At 73.9% G+C, this 14,144-nt stretch carries 15 protein-coding genes; 8 read left to right on the top strand and 7 right to left on the bottom strand.

The window, feature by feature from the left end; genetic code table 11:
• Positions 1–50: 50 nt before the first annotated feature.
• Positions 51–629, top strand: coding sequence for a TetR/AcrR family transcriptional regulator (locus AB0C87_RS04660; protein ID WP_345171714.1), 579 nt, complete (start codon positions 51–53; stop codon positions 627–629).
• A 69-nt stretch (positions 630–698) separates the two neighbouring features.
• Here the strand turns inward: AB0C87_RS04660 and AB0C87_RS04655 are convergent, their stop codons facing one another.
• Positions 699–1,127 (bottom strand): hypothetical protein, encoded by a 429-nt coding sequence (locus tag AB0C87_RS04655; RefSeq protein WP_345171712.1) that lies wholly within the window; start codon positions 1,125–1,127, stop codon positions 699–701.
• An 86-nt stretch (positions 1,128–1,213) separates the two neighbouring features.
• Here AB0C87_RS04655 and AB0C87_RS04650 point away from each other — a divergent pair, with 86 nt between their 5' ends.
• Together AB0C87_RS04650 and AB0C87_RS04645 are read left to right on the top strand one after the other, a co-directional pair.
• Positions 1,214–1,996 (top strand): helix-turn-helix transcriptional regulator, encoded by a 783-nt coding sequence (locus tag AB0C87_RS04650; protein WP_360576560.1) that lies wholly within the window; start codon positions 1,214–1,216, stop codon positions 1,994–1,996.
• Positions 1,997–2,041: 45 nt separating this feature from the next.
• Positions 2,042–2,452, top strand: a complete 411-nt coding sequence (locus tag AB0C87_RS04645) for a phosphoribosyl-AMP cyclohydrolase (protein ID WP_345171708.1) — start codon at positions 2,042–2,044, stop codon at positions 2,450–2,452.
• A 61-nt stretch (positions 2,453–2,513) separates the two neighbouring features.
• Here the strand turns inward: AB0C87_RS04645 and AB0C87_RS04640 are convergent, their stop codons facing one another.
• A complete protein-coding gene (locus AB0C87_RS04640) occupies positions 2,514–3,074 on the bottom strand; it encodes a dihydrofolate reductase family protein (RefSeq protein ID WP_360576558.1) in 561 nt (186 codons plus the stop codon).
• 221 nt (positions 3,075–3,295) lie between these two features.
• Between AB0C87_RS04640 and AB0C87_RS04635 the strand changes: the two genes are divergently transcribed.
• Positions 3,296–4,099 carry a transporter substrate-binding domain-containing protein gene (locus tag AB0C87_RS04635; protein ID WP_360576556.1) on the top strand — a complete coding sequence of 268 codons (804 nt, stop codon included), beginning with the start codon at positions 3,296–3,298 and terminating at the stop codon, positions 4,097–4,099.
• A gap of 7 nt (positions 4,100–4,106) precedes the next feature.
• Here the strand turns inward: AB0C87_RS04635 and AB0C87_RS04630 are convergent, their stop codons facing one another.
• Positions 4,107–4,808: a hypothetical protein gene (locus AB0C87_RS04630; protein ID WP_360576554.1), complete on the bottom strand. Its 702-nt coding sequence runs from the start codon at positions 4,806–4,808 to the stop codon at positions 4,107–4,109.
• Entirely contained in the window at positions 4,805–5,434 is a 630-nt protein-coding gene (locus AB0C87_RS04625) for an RNA polymerase sigma factor (protein ID WP_345171700.1), read from the bottom strand. The genes AB0C87_RS04630 and AB0C87_RS04625 overlap by 4 nt, the downstream gene beginning before the upstream one ends.
• A gap of 120 nt (positions 5,435–5,554) precedes the next feature.
• On the opposite strand from AB0C87_RS04625, the gene AB0C87_RS04620 reads away from it, so the two are divergent.
• From AB0C87_RS04620 to AB0C87_RS04610, 3 genes are all read left to right on the top strand, one after another.
• Complete coding sequence (locus AB0C87_RS04620; protein ID WP_360576552.1) at positions 5,555–6,118, top strand: hypothetical protein; 564 nt, start codon at positions 5,555–5,557, stop codon at positions 6,116–6,118.
• A gap of 1 nt (position 6,119) precedes the next feature.
• Complete coding sequence (locus tag AB0C87_RS04615; RefSeq protein WP_360576550.1) at positions 6,120–8,297, top strand: glycosyltransferase; 2,178 nt, start codon at positions 6,120–6,122, stop codon at positions 8,295–8,297.
• A gap of 176 nt (positions 8,298–8,473) precedes the next feature.
• Positions 8,474–9,082, top strand: a complete 609-nt coding sequence (locus tag AB0C87_RS04610; RefSeq protein WP_353833401.1) for a transcriptional regulator — start codon at positions 8,474–8,476, stop codon at positions 9,080–9,082.
• Positions 9,083–9,086: 4 nt separating this feature from the next.
• Here the strand turns inward: AB0C87_RS04610 and AB0C87_RS04605 are convergent, their stop codons facing one another.
• Positions 9,087–10,166 (bottom strand): alkene reductase, encoded by a 1,080-nt coding sequence (locus tag AB0C87_RS04605; protein ID WP_360576548.1) that lies wholly within the window; start codon positions 10,164–10,166, stop codon positions 9,087–9,089.
• Positions 10,167–10,280: 114 nt separating this feature from the next.
• Between AB0C87_RS04605 and AB0C87_RS04600 the strand changes: the two genes are divergently transcribed.
• Positions 10,281–10,712 carry a MarR family transcriptional regulator gene (locus AB0C87_RS04600; protein WP_360576546.1) on the top strand — a complete coding sequence of 144 codons (432 nt, stop codon included), beginning with the start codon at positions 10,281–10,283 and terminating at the stop codon, positions 10,710–10,712.
• 178 nt (positions 10,713–10,890) lie between these two features.
• On the opposite strand, the gene AB0C87_RS04595 is transcribed toward AB0C87_RS04600, so the two are convergent.
• Together AB0C87_RS04595 and AB0C87_RS04590 are read right to left on the bottom strand one after the other, a co-directional pair.
• A complete protein-coding gene (locus tag AB0C87_RS04595) occupies positions 10,891–13,122 on the bottom strand; it encodes a heavy metal translocating P-type ATPase (protein ID WP_360576544.1) in 2,232 nt (743 codons plus the stop codon).
• Positions 13,123–13,150: 28 nt separating this feature from the next.
• The gene (locus AB0C87_RS04590; RefSeq protein WP_353833405.1) at positions 13,151–14,119 is read right to left on the bottom strand and encodes a hypothetical protein; all 969 of its coding nucleotides are present in this window, start codon (positions 14,117–14,119) and stop codon (positions 13,151–13,153) included.
• Positions 14,120–14,144 lie beyond the last annotated feature (25 nt).

Raw genomic sequence — 14,144 nt, 5'->3', positions numbered from 1 at the left:
CGAGATATAGCAGAATAACGCGTACGGCGACATACGAGTTAAGATGCGGCATGCCCTCCGCCACCACCGGCCGGCGCCGGCGCGCCGACGCCGAGCGCAACATCGCCCGCATCGTGTCCGCGGCGCGCGAGTGCCTGAGCACGGACCCGGGCGCGAGCACCGACGACATCGCCAAGGCGGCCGGGGTCGGGCGGATGACGCTCTACGGCCACTTCCGCAACCGGGCCGAACTGGTGGAGGCCGCCCTGGTCGACGCCCTGCGCGCGGGGGACGCGGTGCTGTCGGACGTCGACCTGTCCGGCGACCCGCGGGAGGCGCTCGCGCGGCTGGTGGAGTCGAGCTGGTCCCTCGTGGCCGAGTCGAGGGCGCTGCTGGCGGCGGCGCAGGAGGCCCTCCCGGCGGGACGCGTCCGCGAACTGCACGCCGATCCCGCGGAGCGCGTCGAGGCCATCGTCCGCCGGGGCCAGGAGGAAGGGGTGTTCCGCACCGACCTGCCGATCACCTGGCTGGTCAACGTCGTGCAGTACGTCCTGCACGGCGCCGCCGAGGAGACCCGCGCCGAGCGCCTGGACGCGGAGGAGACGGGCCGTGTCGTGGCCGCGACGGTGCGGTCGATCCTGGCCGGATGACCGCTCGGCGCCCTCGCCCTGCGCGGGGAGGGCGACCGTCCTGACGGCCGCCCCTCCCCGCGCGGCGCGTCACCGCGTTCCGACGAACTGGTGGTCGGTGCGGACGCGGCCGTCCTCGTCCAGGTAGAGGACGTCCAGCCCGCCGCCGACGGCCTCGCCGCCGTCGACGGTCACCATCGACCAGCGGACCGCGACCACGTGCGGCAGCAGAACGGAGGGCTCCTCGGCGATCTCGAAGACGTGCTCGCCCGGCGCGACGAACATCTCGTAGGCCCTGGCGACCCGGGCGTCCAGGGCGTGGTGCCCGTGGACCTCCAGGGGCGGCGCGGGCACGGCGAGCGCCGCGGCGGCGTCCCGGACCTCCTCCGGCGGGTTGACCAGCACGTGGAGCGCGTCAGGCGCCCACAGCTCGCGGATCAGCGCGCTCCGCGCCGCGGGGTCGGGCTCGTTCCACTGGGCGAGGTAACGGTCGGCAACCTGCTTCACATCGATCGGCATGTCCGGCAGTCTGCGAGCCGCGGGTGCGACTCCGCGATTCCCTCCAGGGAATGGCGACGCCGCGAACGTCCGGTTTGAATGGGGGCATGACAAAGGTGGCGGAGCCCGGGCAGTTCGCCCGCGACCTGCGCGGCTGGCGGGCGCGGCGCCGCCTCAGCCAGCTCGAACTGGCCATCAGGGCCGACACGACGCAGCGTCATCTGAGCTTTCTCGAACAGGGGCGCTCCCGGCCGGGCCGCGCCATGGTGGTGCGGCTCGCCGAGTCCCTGGAGTTGCCGCTGCGGGAGCGCAACGGGCTCCTGCTCGCCGCCGGATACGCGCCGGTCTACACCGAGTCGCGCCTGGACGCCCCCGAGCTGGGGCCGGTGCGCGAGGCCCTCGACCGCATCCTCGCCGGTCACATGCCCTACCCGGCGGTCGTCGTCCGGCCGCACGGCGAACTCGTCGCCGCCAACCCGGCGCTCGGCGTCCTCGTCGAGGGCGCCGCGCCCGCGCTGCTGGAACCGCCGGTCAACGTGCTCCGCCTCGCCCTGCACCCGGACGGGATGGCCCGCCGCGTCGAGAACCTCGCCGAATGGGGGCGGCACATCACCGGCAGCCTCCGCGACCAGGCGCGGCAGGCTCCCGATCCGGGCCTGTCGGAGCTCATCGACGAGCTGGACGGCTACCTGCCCCCGGTGGAGTCGCCGGGCGACCACCTGGGGTTCGCCGTCCCGCTCCGGTTGCGGGTCCCCGGCGGGGAGCTGCGCCTGATCACCACGCTGACCTCGTTCGCGACCGCCGTGGACGTCACGCTCTCCGAGCTTCGTCTCGAAGCGTTCCTGCCCGCCGACGAGGCCACGGCGGCCCTCCTCCGCCGGCGGGGGTGACGTGTCAGCGCGACGGCCGGCGCCGCGGGCGGGCAGGATGGCGGGGTGAACGAACTCGAAGAAGGCACCCGGCTCACCCTGGACTTCGACAAGCTGGCGGGCGTCGCGGCGACCGGGGCGCGGGTCGTCCCGGTGGTCCTCCAGGACGCGGGCAGCGGCGACGTCCTGTTCATCGGATACGCGAACGACCAGGCCCTCAAGGCCACGCTGGAGGAGCGGATCGCGGTCCTGTGGTCGACGTCCCGCAACGAGCTGTGGCGCAAGGGCGCGACCTCGGGCGACGTCCTCCAGCTGGTCGACGTCCGCGTGAACTGCGAGCAGAACTCCCTGCTCTACCTCGTCAACCGCACCACCGGCGGCGCCTGCCACACGAACCTTCCGTCCGGGGAGGCCAGGCCCACCTGCTACTACCGCTCCGTCGGCGACGGCGGAGAGCTGCGCCACCTCCTGCAGTGACGGGACGGTCGGGCGACCGGCCCCGGGCGATCGCCGGGGGCCGGACGGCCCGCGCCGCCGGTCAGGCGGCCTTCGGCGTGTAGTGCATGACGGCGATGCCGCAGTCGAACAGGCGCGACTCCACGAGGTCGAGCCGCTGGTAGCCGCCCTCCGGGAACACCGGCATGCCCGTGCCGATCGCGGTCGGGTTGACGAACAGGTAGAGGTCGTCGAGCAGGCCCCGGGCGATCAGGTCCCGGACCAGCGTGCCGCCCCCGTAGGCGATCAGGTCGCCGCCGGGGCGGGCCTTCAGCCCGTTCACGATCTCGGTGAGGTCGCCGCCCGCGATCTCGGCGTTCTTCCAGGGCGAGGCGGTGAGGCTGTCGGAGATGACGACCTTGGGCGTGTCGTTCATCTGGTCGATGGCCTCCTGCGTCTCGCCCTCCGGCCCCGACTCCCAGGCCGGGATGAACCCCTCGGCGAGCTTGCGGCCCAGCACGATGCAGTCGACCGGCCGCATCAGCGCGTCGATGTACCGGCTGATGTCGTCGGTCCAGGGGAACCGCATCCAGTCCATCTCGCCGTTCGGACCGGCCATGTAGCCGTCCGCGCTGACCTGCACCTGAAGCGTGAACTTACGCATGATCTCCCCCTCGGGTCCGGTTTCACCGTCGTCGTTTCCTGTGCTCGCAGCTTCGCGGACACCGTTTACGGGATCTTTACGGCGCCTCGGAAGGCCGTGGCGGCGGGCGGCGGCGGGAGGACCGGATGCGGTCACCGGGTGGAGGGACGTCCGGCCGCCTGCCACCGTGATGACGGTTGCGCCCTGCCCGACCGGCCGGGGCCGTGGGCGGAGGGCGAGGGATGCGGCGACCGATCGCGGCGGCGCTGGCGGCCCTCCTGCTGACCGGCGGGTGCGCCGGACGCGATTCGGCGTCCATCCTCGACGGGGAGACGCTGACCGCGGGCGTGCGCCCGGACCTGCCGGGCATCGGTTTCCGGCGCCCGGACGGCGCGTTCGAAGGCCTGGACGTGGACGTGTCCCGCTACCTCGCCGCGCGGATGGGGAAGAAGGTCCGCTTCGTCCCCGCGCTGGCGAGGGACCGGGAACGGCTGCTTCGCGACGGGGACGTCGACATGGTCCTGACATTCTGGATCGAACCGGAATGGAAGCAGCGGCTCGCGTTCGCGGGCCCGTACCTCCTGTCGTACCAGGACATCCTGGTCCGCGCCGGCGAGCGCGGCGTGCACGGCGTCCGCGACCTGAAAGGGCGCCGGATCTGCGCCGTCACCGGCTCGGGCGCGGCCGAGGCGGTGACGGTCGAGCGGCAGGTGCCGGCCGTGCCGGTGGCCGCGCGCTCCTACGACGAGTGCATGCGCATGCTGGCGGGCGGCCGCATCGACGCCATCACCACGAACGACACCATCCTGGCCGGGCTGAGGGCGCGGTGGGGCGCCGGGTTCCGGCTGCTGAACGCCCGGTTCGGCGAGCGGCGGACGGGCATCGCCGTCCGGCGTGGCGACCCCGACGGCTGCGAGGCGCTCAACAGGGCCATCACCCGGATGTACCAGGACGGGACGATGGCGGCGATCATGCACAGGTGGTTCGGCTCGTCGGGCCTGGACCTGTCGGACGTGCGGGTGCCCCAGTTCGAGGGCTGCCTCTGACCGCCGCTCACCGGCCGCCGCCGCCGCCGAGGGGGGCGTCGGTCCGGGAGCCACCGTGGTTTCCGCCCTGCGGGGCGTCGCCGGCGCCCCCGTTGCCCAGGGTGCCGTTCTTCTTGTTCGGGTTGCTCGTCTTGATCGGGGCGGTCGGGCGGGTCGTGCCGTTGTTGCTCCCCGGACCGCGGGGAGGCGTCGGCTTCGTCTTCGTGCCCGTGGTCTTCTTCTGCAGGCCGGGCGCGGACGTCTTGCCGGTCTCGCCCTCGCCCTCGCCCTCGGCCCTGCCCTCCTCCCGGGAGGGCCTGGGCGACGGCTCGATGCCGGGACGTTGCGAGGGGCGGGACCCGGGGCCGCCGCCCGGCTCGCGGGTCTTGCGCTCGTGAGGCGTCGACGAGGGCCCGGGCGCCGCCTCCTGACCGGGGAAGTTCCCGGTCGCGAAGGCCACGCCGCCGGACAGCAGGATCGAGCCGCCCACCACCGCGATGACCTTGACGGTCAGGAACCGGCGCAGGGCCGCGGCCCGGGAGCGGCGGGCCGGCCGGGGGGCGGCCAGGAAGGCGGCGACGGCGGCGTCCTCTCCCGCGAGCTCACCGGGGCGGGCCGGCGCGGAGGCCGCCGCGAGCAGTTCGCGCAGCTCGGCGTGGCCGCCGGCGCCGTCGAGCAGCCGCTCGGCGGCGCGCGGGTCCAGCCGTCCGGGCTCGGTGTCGTCGCTCATATCACCCCTTCAGCGCCGCTGCCGCCGCTTCTGTCACCCTGGACGAGGGGGCGGGAGCCCGGCGCGCCGTCGGCCGCGTCCGCGCGGGACGCCGGCAGCCGCTCGGCGAGCCGCCGCAGGCCCCGGTAGGCCGCGGTCCGCACGGCGCCCGCGCGCTTGCCGAGCACCTTGCCCGCCGTCTTGGCGTCCAGGCCCACGACGACGCGCAGCAGCACCGCCTCGGCCTGGTCCCGGGGCAGGTCGGCGATCAGCCGGAGCGCCCGCTCGGTGGCGAGGCCGTCCATGGCGTCCAGCTCGGTGTCGGCATCGGCGGCCATCGCGACCAGCTCCTCGACCGGGAGGTCGGAGCCGGGGCGGCGGGACTTGCGGCGCAGGTGGTCCAGCGCCCGGTGCCGGGTGATCGTCGCGGTCCAGCCGCGGAACCCGTCGAGGTCGCCGCGGAACGCCGGGAGGTCACGGGCGATCTGCAGCCACGCCTCCGACGTCACGTCCTCCGCGTCCGCGCCGACGATGGCCCCGGCGAAACGGATCAGGCGGGGCTGCACGTCGCGGTAGAGCATGCGGAAGGACTCCTCGTCGCCGTCCTGCGCCGCCCGCAGAGCCCGGCCGAGCTCGTCCTCGTCCACCGCGCCATTGTGCAGGCATTCCCGTTGTGGTGTGACACGTACGCGCGGGTTCGCGCTGATGGAGTGAAAACCCCTCCCGCCCGGCCGCCCCGGCCCCCTCGCACGAGATGACGGACGAAGATGATCGGCAATGCCTCGCACGACCGGGACGAACTGCTTGTCACCGGCATAGCGCCGGTCGCTCCGCCGCCGCCCCGGCCTCTCGCGGAGCCCGTTCCGCTGGAAGAGGCCGAGGCGATGCCCGTCTTCGTCGACGCGACCGGGTGGCGGGCGCGGCTCGGACGCCGGCTGGGCCTGCTCGTCGGCGCGGTGCTGCTGGTGTTCCTGGGCGCGCTCGGCCTCGGCCTGACCACGGGCGCCGACGTTCCGCTGACGCCGTGGAGCGAGCCGTCCGCCCAGCCGCGGGCGAAGGTGAACCGCCCGAGCGTCCCGGCGGGGAAGGCGGGTGAGCGGGCTCCTGCCGCGCGTCCGCTGCCCACCGGACCGGGCGTCCGGTCCCCGCGCCCGCCGGCGGTGCCCGCCGGGCCCGGGGCGTCGGCGGCTCCCGCGCCGTCCGGGGCGCCCGCAGCGCCGTCGGCTCCCGCGGCTCCGCCGGCGGCGACGGCGACGAGCACCACCACGAGCGCGCCGGGCAGGTCGCAGGCGACGCCCCCCGCGTGGGGACACAAGAAGAAGAACGGCTGACATGGGGCGCGGGGAACCGCGGGGGCACTGGATCCTGCTCTCGCTCGGCGGCCTGGTGCTGGCCGTCCTCCTGCTGATGGACGGCTTCGCGGGCGGCACCGTCGGCGAGGCCCCGCGGGCCGATCCGGGGCATTCCGGGGCGGTGCCGTCACGGGTGACCGAGGGCGGTCCCGTCGTCAACCTCTCCGGCGGCGTCCCGAAGAGCCGCCGCATGCCCCCGAAGACGATCGCGCTGACGTTCGACGACGGGCCCGACCCCGAGTGGACGCCGCGGATCCTGGACGTCCTGCGCCGCCACGACGCGCACGCCACGTTCTTCACCGTCGGCTCGCACGTGGCCCGCGAGCCGGCGCTGACCCGCCGCATCCTCCGCGAGGGCCACGAGATCGGCTCGCACACCTACACGCACGCCGACCTCGCCGCCGCGCCGCGCTGGCGGGCGCGCCTGGAGATGGACCTCACCCAACGCGCGCTGGCGGGCGCGGCGGGCGTCCACACCAGGCTGATGCGGATGCCGTACTCCTCCCGCCCGGACGGCCTGACCGCGCCCGAGTGGCGCGCGGCCGAACGGGCGGGAGGGGACGGCTACATCGTCGTCCTCACCGACCGCGACACCGAGGACTGGTCGCGTCCCGGAACCGAGACGATCGTCCAGCGGGCGCTGGCGGCGGGGGCGCGCGGCGAGGGCGCCGTCGTGATGCTGCACGACTCGGGCGGCGACCGGTCCGAGACGGTCGCGGCGGTCGGGCGGATCCTCGACCGGCTCCAGCCGCAGGGCTACCGCTTCACCACGCTCGCGCAGGCACTGGACATGCCGCGCGCCGAGGTCGCGGTGCCCGCGCGCGAGCGGGCCGTCGGCTGGACGCTGGTGACCGCCCAGCGCGCCGCGTCCGGGCTGACCGGCGGCATGAGCGCGGTCTTCGGGGTCGCGGGCCTGCTCTGCGTGCTGCGCCTCGTGGCGCTGCTGGTGTTCGCGCACGTCCACATGCGCCGGGTGCGGCGGCCCGCGGGCCGGCGGCGCAGGCCGACCGGGCCGCCCCCGCCGCCCGGCGGGCTGCCGCCGGACCCGTTCCCGCCCGTCTCCGTGGTCGTCCCGGCCTACAACGAGGAGGCCGGCATCGCGGCGACGGTGACCACGCTGCTGAACACCGACTATCCGGGCACCGTCGAGGTGATCGTGGTGGACGACGGGTCGACCGACGGCACCGCCGCGATCGTCGAGTCCCTGCGCCTGCCCGGGGTGCGGCTCCTCCGCAAGCCGAACGGGGGCAAGCCGAGCGCGCTCAACGCGGGCGTCGCCGCGGCGCGGTCGGAGATCCTCGTGCTGGTGGACGGCGACACCGTCTTCCAGCGCGACACCCTCCGGCACCTGATCGCGCCCTTCGCGGACCCGGAGGTGGGCGCGGTCAGCGGCAACACCAAGGTCGCCAACCGGGGCGGCCTCCTCGGCCGCTGGCAGCACATCGAGTACGTCATCGGCTTCAACCTCGACCGGCGGATGTTCGACCTCCTGCAGTGCATGCCGACCGTGCCGGGCGCGATCGGGGGGTTCCGTCGCTCCGTCCTCGCCGAGGTGGGCGGGGTCCCGGGCGACACGCTCGCCGAGGACACCGACCTCACCATGGCGATCTGCCGCACGGGGCGGCGCGTGGTCTACGAGGAGAAGGCCCTGGCCTGGACGGAGGCGCCGGCGTCGCTGCGGCAGCTGTGGAGGCAGCGGTACCGCTGGTGCTACGGGACGATGCAGGCGATGTGGAAGCACCGGCGCTCCGTCGTCGACCGCGGCGGCTCGGGGCGGTTCGGCCGCCGCTGCCTGCCCTACCTGACGGTGTTCCAGGTGCTGCTGCCCCTGTTCGCCCCGGCCATCGACCTGTTCGCGGTGTTCGGGCTGATCTTCCTCGACCCGCTGGTCCCGGTCGTCTCCTGGACGCTCTTCGTCGCCGCGCAGGCGGCCGCCGGCGCCTACGCCCTGTGGCTGGACGGCGAGTCCGTCCGCCCGCTGTGGGCGCTGCCGCTCCAGCAGTTCGTCTACCGGCAGCTCATGTACCTGGTCGTGGTGCAGTCCGTGGTGACCGCGCTGCTGGGGGCGCGCCTGCGCTGGCACACCATCCGCCGGACCGGGACCTTCGCGGATCTCGGGAGCCGGGAACAATCCCCGGGGCCCGTCGGTTACACATGACAGCCGGTGTGCCTGGTGTCCCCGGGCCTCACCTTTCGCCTTCACGGAATACCGTTCGGCTGGAGCCGTGTTGTGCCTTTCGCCGAGAGGCGACCCGCACACCGGTGCAAGACCAGGGCCCCGCCGGGTCGCACGACCCGGCGGGGCCCTGGTCGTGTCTGCGGCAGACTGGCGCCATGAGTCTCGCCGCGCACCTGGAGGAACTCGGCCGCCCGCTGGTGGACGAGCAGCTCCAGCACCCCACCGTGAAGGGCATCGCCCAAGGCAACCTCGACGAGGCCGTGTTCCGCTCATGGCTGGAGCAGGACTACCTCTTCCTGCACGACTACGTGCGGGTGTTCTCGCGCCTCGCGTGGCAGGCCCCCGACGCCCACCTAGGCGACCTGGTCGACCTGGCCCACGCCACCTTCCACGATGAGCTCGACCTGCACCGCTCCCTCTCCGCGAGCTTCGCCGCCGACCTCGACGGCGCCCGGAAGGGGCCCGCGTGCGCCGCCTACACGTCCTTCCTGCTGGAGAGCGCCGCCGTGTACGGCGACGGCCTCGCGGCCCTGTACCCCTGCATGTGGGGCTACTCCACGCTCGGGCGGATCCTCGCCGAGAACCCGCCGGCCGAGCCCCGCTACCGCCGCTGGGTCGACACCTACGCCGACCCCGGCTTCGCGGACCTCGCCGCCCGCATCGCCCAGATGATCGACGAGGCGGACCCCGACCCCGCGACCGCGGAACGCCTCTTCATGGAGGGCATGCGGCACGAAGTGGCCTTCTGGTCCGTGGAGTCCTGAGCCGTCACACCCGGGCGAGCGGGGGATAGTCGACGTAGCCCTCGGCGTGGCCTCCGTAGACGAGATCCTCCACGGCGCCGGCGAGCGGAGCCGACGCCGCGAACCGCGCGGGGAGGTCGGGGTTGGAGATGAAGAGGCGGCCGTAGGAGAAGACGTCGGCCAGGCCCGCCGCGACGACCTCCTCGCCGGCGCTCCGGGACGTCGGCTCGGGGCCGTTGAAGTTCCCGATCAGCGTGCCCGACCAGCGGGGCCGCAGGTCGGCCAGTGCCCCGTACGCGCCGCGCTCGATGACGTGCAGGTAGGCCAGGCCGAGGGGGTCGAGGGCGTCCACGAGGGCGCGGTAGGTGCCCCGGGGGTCCTCCTCGGCGATCTCGTTCTCCGGGTTGCCGGGGGAGACGCGCAGCCCGACCCGCTCCGGCCCGACCGCGTCCGCGACGGCCCGCACGACGTCGAGCGCGAAGCGCAGCCGGCCCTCGCGGGAGCCGCCGAACCGGTCGGTGCGCCGGTTGGTGTTCTCGGCCAGGAACTGCTGGACGAGGTAGCCGTTCGCGCCGTGCACCTCGACGCCGTCGAACCCGGCCCGGACGGCGTTGCGCGCTTCGGCCGCGAACGCGGCGATCGTCTCCTCGACCTCGGCGGTCGTCAGGGCGCGCGGCGTGACGTGGGGGACGTTCCCCTCCCTGGTGTGGATGCCCGCGGACCGGATGCGCACCGCCGAGGGCGCCACGGGGGCCGCGCCGCCCGGAAGGATGAGCGGATGGGACATCCGGCCCACGTGCCAGAGCTGGGCGAAGATCGTCCCGCCCTCCCGGTGCACGGCGTCCGTCACCTCGCGCCACCCGGCGACCTGCTCCTCCGTCACCAGGCCGGGGATGCCGGGCCCGCCCTTGCCGAGCGGGTGCGGCCAGATCCCCTCGGTGACGATCAGCCCCGCGGTCGCGCGCTGGGCGTAGTACTCCGCGGTCAGCGGGTGGGGGACGCCGGTCGCGTCGTCGGCGCGGCCCCGCGTCATCGGCGCCATCGCGATCCGGTTGCGCAGCCTGAGGTGGGGGCCTTCGTACGGGGCGAGCAGGGGGCTGGTCATCGTCCTGTCCCTCCGGTCGGGCGCCGGGCACTTTTATGCATCTGCATGAGTTGTATGTACATGCACATGTTGGCATCGCGGGTAAACTGGCGTCAAGAGAAAGTGGGGTGCGCGATGAGCGCTGGCACCGAGGCCATGGCGGACGGCACGCTGTGGGACGGCATCGTCGTGCTTCACGGACGGGTCGAGCACCGGCTCGCCAAGGCACTCCAGCGCCGCCACGGGATCGGCCTGTCGGAGTACCGCGCGCTGTGCCACCTCGCCCGCGCCGAGGACGGGGAGCTGCGCATGCAGGAGCTCGCCGACCTGATCGGCCTCAACCAGAGCTCGGTCAGCCGCCTGGTCGCGCGCCTGGAGTCCGCCGGCCTCACCCGCCGCGCGATGTGCCCCAAGGACCGCCGCGGCGTCTACACCGTCATCACCGACGAGGGCCGCGCCGTCCAGGACAAGGCCGCCCCCACCTACGCCGAGACCCTCACCGAGTCCCTGGACGAGGCCGCCGCCGACCCGGCCCTCGCCCTGTTCCTCACTCGCCTGCGCCCCTGACAAAGCGCGAAGCCCCGGCACCGAGCCCGAAGACCCGGCGCCGGGGCGCTCACATGGACCGGTGCACCCGCCACGCAACGACCTCAGCTGTCGCGATCGCGTGCGAAGCCGGAGCGACGCGTTGACCAAACGGGGCGTGCCGTGTCGGGCCCCCGTCCCGACACGGCACGCCCCGTGATCAGTTAAAACGCCGCAGGCGCAGGCTGTTCGTGACCACGAAGACCGAGGAGAACGCCATGGCGCCTCCGGCGATCATCGGGGTGAGCAGGCCCGACGCCGCGAGGGGCAGGGCGGCCACGTTGTAGGCGAAGGCCCAGAACAGGTTGCCCTTGATCGTGGCCAGCGTGCGGCGCGACAGCCGGATCGCGTCGGCCGCGGCCCGCAGGTCGCCGCGCACCAGGGTCAGGTCGGACGCCTCGATCGCCACGTCCGTGCCGGTGCCCATCGCCAGGCCGAGGTCGGCCTGGGCCAGAGCGGCGGCGTCGTTGACCCCGTCGCCGACCATGGCGACCGTCCGCCCCTCCGACTGGAGGCGCTTGACGACGTCCACCTTGTCCTGCGGCAGGACGTCGGCGATGACCTCCTCGATCCCCACCTCGTCGGCGACCGTGCGGGCCACCGTCTCGTTGTCGCCGGTCAGCAGGACCGGACGCAGCCCGAGCCCGCGCAGCCGCTCGATCGCCTCCCGGGAGGTGGGCTTGACCTGGTCCGCGACGGTGATCACCGCGCGGGCCTCGCCGTCCCAGCCGACCGCGACGGCGGTGTGGCCGAGGGCCTGGGCCTTCTCCATGGCGCGTTCGAGGTCGGGCGTGAGGTGCTGCGACCACTCGGCGAGCAGCCGCGGGCGGCCCGCCAGGACGCCGTGGCCGTCCACCATCCCCTGGACGCCGAGGCCCTCGACGTTCGCGAAGTCCTCGACCGTGCCGAGGTCTCCGACCCGCTCGGCGGCGCCCCTGGCGATGGCCTGGGCGATGGGGTGCTCGGACGCGTTCTCCAGCGCGCCCGCCAGCCGCAGCACGTCCTCCTCCGCGACGCCGTCGGCGGTGATGACGTCGACCAGGGCCATCTTGCCGGTGGTGACGGTGCCGGTCTTGTCCAGCACGACGGTGTCGATCGCGCGGGTGGACTCCAGCACCTCCGGGCCCTTGATCAGGATGCCGAGCTGCGCGCCGCGCCCGGTCCCGACCATCAGCGCGGTCGGGGTGGCAAGGCCGAGGGCGCACGGGCAGGCGATGATCAGCACGGCGACCGCGGCGGTGAAGGCGCCGGCGAGGGGTTCGCCGGTGCCGATCCAGAAGCCGAGCGTGCCGAGCGCCAGCGCGATCACGACCGGGACGAAGACGCCCGAGATCCGGTCGGCGAGCCGCTGCACCTGCGCCTTGCCGGTCTGCGCGTCCTCCACCAGCCGCGCCATCTGCGCGAGCTGGGTGCCGGAACCGACCCGGGTGGCGCGCACCAGCAGCCGGCCGCCCGCGTTCACGGTCGCGCCGACCACGGTGTCGCCGGGTCCGACCTCCACCGGGACCGACTCGCCGGTCAGCATGGACGCGTCCACGGCGGACGAGCCCTCCTCGACCGCGCCGTCCGTGGCGATCTTCTCGCCGGGGCGGACGACGAACAGGTCCCCCTCGGCCAGCCGGTCGACCGGGATCCGCTCCTCGCGGCCGTCCCGGACGACCGAGACCTCCTTGGCGCCGAGTTCCAGCAGGGCGCGCAGCGCGGCGCCCGCACGGCGCTTGGAGCGCGTCTCGAAGTACCGCCCGGCGAGGATGAACATGATCACGCCGGAGGCGGCCTCCAGGTAGATGTTCATCGACCCGTCCGAGCGGGTCATCGAGAACTCGAACCCGTGCTTGATGCCCAGCTCTCCCGCGGTGCCGAAGAACAGCGCCCACAGCGACCACGCGAACGCGGCCAGCGTGCCGAGCGAGATCAGCGTGTCCATGGTCGCCGTGCCGTGCCGCAGGTTGACCGCCGCGGCCCGGTGGAACGGCCAGCCCGCGTACACCACGACGGGGGCGGCGAGCGTCAGCGACAGCCACTGCCACGCCTCGAACTGGAGCGCCGGGACCATCGCCATCGCGATCACCGGGATCGACAGCACCACCGCGGTGACCAGCCGCTGCCGCAGCGGGCGCAGCTCGTCGGCCGGCTCCGGGGCCGCCTCGCCGGCGGCCTTCGGCGGGGCGGGGAGGGCGGCGGAGTAGCCCGCCTTCTCCACCGTGGCGATCAGCTCGTCGGGCGAGACCTCCGGCGCGAACTCGACCCTGGCCTTCTCGGTGGCGTAGTTGACCGTGGCGGTCACGCCGTCCATCTTGTTGAGCTTCCGCTCGATGCGGTTGGCGCACGACGCGCACGTCATACCGCCGATCGCCAGCTCGACACGCCCGGACACAGCGTCCGTGCTCATCGCGTCCTCCTCTGCCTCGATCGGAACGTCAGTGGGTGTGGGGCCGGTCGTCGTGGCCCGGTTCGGGCTCCTCGCCCTGTTCCTGGGCGGGGACGTTCCCGGCGTGCACCGTGAACTCGGCCGTGCGGACCTTGCCGTCGTGCTTGAAGTCCAGGTACAGGCGGTACGCGCCGGAGCTGGGCGCCTCGGCGAAGAACGTGATCCCGGGGCCGGGCTCGGTCTCGCCGTCGCCGGGCTCCCCGTCCGGGTGGACATGGAGGTAGGCCAGGTCGCCCTGCCGCAGCGCGACGAGGTGCCCGTACGCCTCAAGGTACGGCTCCAGGTCGGTGACCGGCCTGCCGTCCTTGCTCACGCTCAGGGTCAGCTCGGTCGACTTCCCGGGAGTGAGGCCCCCGGTGAGCCGCACCTCGTAGCCGTCCACCTTCGCGACCTGCTCGGGCCCGGGCAGCGGCGCGGGCTTCAGGTCGCCGGGGACGAACACGTCCGTGCCGAGCGTGAGCTGCCGCTTCGCGCCGTCCGGCTGGATGTCGGTGAAGAACCGGTACACGCCGGGCTTGGCCAGCGTGATCGGGACGGTCCAGACGCCGCCCCCGGCCTCGGTCGGGTGCACGTGCTGGAAGCCGGACAGGTCGCGCCGCGCCACGATCAGGTGCAGGCGCTTGCCGTGCAGCGGCTTGAACCCGGTGACGGGCTTGCCGTCCGGCCCGTTGATCGTGAACCGGAAGTCCGTCTTCTCCCCGGCGGTGAGGACGGTCCGCTGCGGGGCCAGCGTGAAGCCGTCCTCCGACACCTGGAGGCCGCCCGGCGCGTGGGACGCCGCGGTCTCGTGCCCTCCGCCGCCGTGCCCTCCGCTGCCGTGCCCGCCTTCGCCGTTCTCGTGGGACGCCATCTTCGCGGTTCCTCCGACGGGGCCGACGATCTTGCCGACGCTCGCGGCGCCGCCGAAGACGACCGCCAGGCCCACCGCGTAGGCCCCCAGCCTGGTCGCGCTGTTCATTGCCGTTTCACTCCGCTCGGTGTTG

Origin of the sequence: Actinomadura sp. NPDC048021 (assembly GCF_040653135.1) — a bacterium.
In the GTDB taxonomy this organism is placed as follows: Bacteria; Actinomycetota; Actinomycetes; order Streptosporangiales; family Streptosporangiaceae; genus Spirillospora; species Spirillospora verrucosospora.
The sequence above is the reverse complement of the archived record's forward strand: the minus strand, read 5'-3'. Positions and strand labels throughout refer to the sequence as shown.